3 protein-coding genes are annotated in these 2,379 nt (G+C 62.5%); 1 reads left to right on the top strand and 2 read right to left on the bottom strand.

What is annotated here, in order from left to right; genetic code table 11:
* Window positions 1–531: 531 nt before the first annotated feature.
* Window positions 532–792: a DUF1488 family protein gene (locus AC1D00_RS36770; protein WP_135177177.1), complete on the top strand. Its 261-nt coding sequence runs from the start codon at window positions 532–534 to the stop codon at window positions 790–792.
* Between the two features lie 52 nt (window positions 793–844).
* On the opposite strand, the gene AC1D00_RS36775 is transcribed toward AC1D00_RS36770, so the two are convergent.
* Both AC1D00_RS36775 and AC1D00_RS36780 read right to left on the bottom strand, forming a co-directional pair.
* Complete coding sequence (locus AC1D00_RS36775; RefSeq protein ID WP_477014042.1) at window positions 845–1,681, bottom strand: SDR family oxidoreductase; 837 nt, start codon at window positions 1,679–1,681, stop codon at window positions 845–847.
* Window positions 1,682–1,754: 73 nt separating this feature from the next.
* The coding region (locus tag AC1D00_RS36780) for a solute carrier family 23 protein (protein WP_477014043.1) at window positions 1,755–2,379 on the bottom strand (625 nt) is incomplete at its 5' end.

Consider the following 2,379-nt stretch of genomic DNA (forward strand, 5'->3'; position numbering starts at 1 on the left):
ACGCAAGGCGTCGATCGCCCTGGAGTTCAGCTCGCAAGCCAACGACGGCTGAATTGAATCCGATGCCTGATCCGACGGCGAAGGCGCGCCGAAGCCGACTACCATTGAATCAACATGGAAGCGGCGATCAGCAGCACGAAGAAGATGGGCAGCAAGACCGGAGGTACGAGCCACTCACGAAGGATGAATCCGGGGGAATCCGACATATTGACCGCCTCTTGGTCGCGGCGGGAGCGCGATGCTCTCAGTCACCGATAACGGCCGAGGGGCGAGCGGTGATCAACGGGATATAGTCACCTTTCGCCGAATAGCGAGGCTTGCGAAGAACTATTTGTCGCGATCGGGACCGAATCCTGTTGTAACCCTGTCGTCAAAGCATCATTTGAAAGAGGCGCAACCGGCTCGCTCAAGTCAGGTCTCGACTAAACGTCCGTGTTCCTGACGTACGCAAGCCGGGCGTCGGCCACCCAGCGTGCCCCGACTCAAACGGCGTGAAGGCGCATGGCACCTGCAACCTGATCGGCCCGACCCATGATTGATTTTCCAAATCACAGTCGCTCATATGACCGGACGCGGCATGCCGTGCGGTTCTGGGGACACGACAGCGCCATCGAGGCCTCGTTCTTCATCGATGAAGGCGCGTTGAAGCAGATTCAACCGAGCGCCAATGCCACCGAATCGGGATTCCTGAATGCGTTCGATTGCAATCGCGACTTGATATGTGCCACCGCGGCCAGGAAGTATGTCCGCGGCAGCAGAGGCTCCTACGACCTGCTCGCAGCAGATTTCTGAAGCGGTCGGCACGGGGTGATGAGTTGGTGATTTCGCCCGTGAACCTACGTTTCTAGCTTGCCCAGTTCTCGCGGAATTCCGGGAACAGCGTCAGGCCACCGCAGGCATAGATCGTCTGCCCGGTGATGTAGCTCGCATCATCAGAGGCGAGGAAGGCGAACACGGCCGCGATCTCCTCCGGCGTTCCGACGCGCCCCATGGGAATGTGGCTGGTGACGACGCCGCGCTTTTCCGGATCACCGGTCCAGGCCGCGTTGATCGGCGTGTCAATCGCGCCGGGACCGACCGCATTGACACGAATGCCTTGGCCGGCAAATTCGAGCGCGAGCGTGCGCGTCAGGTTGGCCATGCCGCCCTTGCTGATCGAATAAGCGAGATAGAAGGGCTTCGGAATGATCTGGTGGACGCTGGAGCAATTGATGATGCTGCCGCCTCCGCCGCGCGCGACGAAATGCGCCAGCGCCTTCTGCGCGCAGAGCACGGCGCCATTGAGATTGACGTCGATGATGCGGCGATAGGTTTCCACGTCGAGCGCATCGCTCGGCGATTCCCGCTGGAAGCCGGCATTGTTGACGAGACAGTCGAGGCGCTTCCAGCGCGCCAGGATGGTCTCGAACATCGCGGCGATGTCCTGCTCGTTGCCGACGTCAGCCTTGACGACGACATGATCGAGCCTGCCGTGGCCGCGATCGGCCGATGCCGTCCGCGCGAGCGCGAGCGTCTCTTCGGCCTTCTGAGGGTGATCGAAATAGTTGATGGCGACGGTCGCGCCTTCCTGGGCGAGGCGGATGGCGACGGCACGGCCGATGCCTTGCGAGGCGCCGGTCACCAGCGCGTATTGGCCAACGAGGCGCGAGGGAAACGGGATCGAGCGGTCGGTCTGTGGCATGAGCTTTCTCCGGAGTGCCTCATCATCGACGGAGGCGACGTTTTGTTCCATCCCACCAGCGCAGCCCTGGGATTCATTCCGCGTGTTGCGCAAGGGAAGAGGTGAGGATCTGATAGAGGATGATGGCGCCGAAGGTCGCGGTTCCGATCCCGCCGATCGTGAACGCGCCGAATTTGAGCGTGAGGTCGCCAGCGCCCGCGGTCAGCGCCACGGCCACGGTGATCAAGTTCGCAGGATTGGCGAAGTCGACCTTGTTCTCGACCCAGATCCGCCCAGCCATCGCGGCGATCAACCCGAACAGCACGATCGAAAGACCGCCGATGACGGGACCCGGGATCGACAGGATGAGCGCGCCGAATTTCGGCGAGAAGCCGAGCAGGATCGACACCAGGGCGGCGACGGCGAACAGCAGCGTCGAATAGACCTTCGTCGCCGCCATGACGCCGATATTCTCGGCATAGGTGGTGACGCCGGTGCCCCCGCCGCAGGCTGAAGCGATCGTGGCAAGGCTGTCACCAAGGAAGGCGCGGCCGAGAAAGCCGTCGAGGCTCCGCCCCGTCATCGCGCCGATGGCCTTGATGTGTCCGAGATTCTCGGCGACGAGGATGAGCGCGACCGGCGCGATCAGGACGATCGCATCGGCCTGGAAAGTCGGCGTGGTGAAACCCGGCAAGCCGATCCACGGCGCGGCCGCGAGC

This window comes from Bradyrhizobium sp. P2_E8 (assembly GCF_056403875.1).

What these genes read in the sequence shown, in the direction of transcription:
- AC1D00_RS36770 (WP_135177177.1), top strand. Translation starts at nt 532, where the DNA reads ATGATTGATTTTCCAAATCACAGTCGCTCATATGACCGGACGCGGCAT.
- AC1D00_RS36775 (WP_477014042.1), bottom strand. Translation starts at nt 1,681, where the DNA reads ATGCCACAGACCGACCGCTCGATCCCGTTTCCCTCGCGCCTCGTTGGC.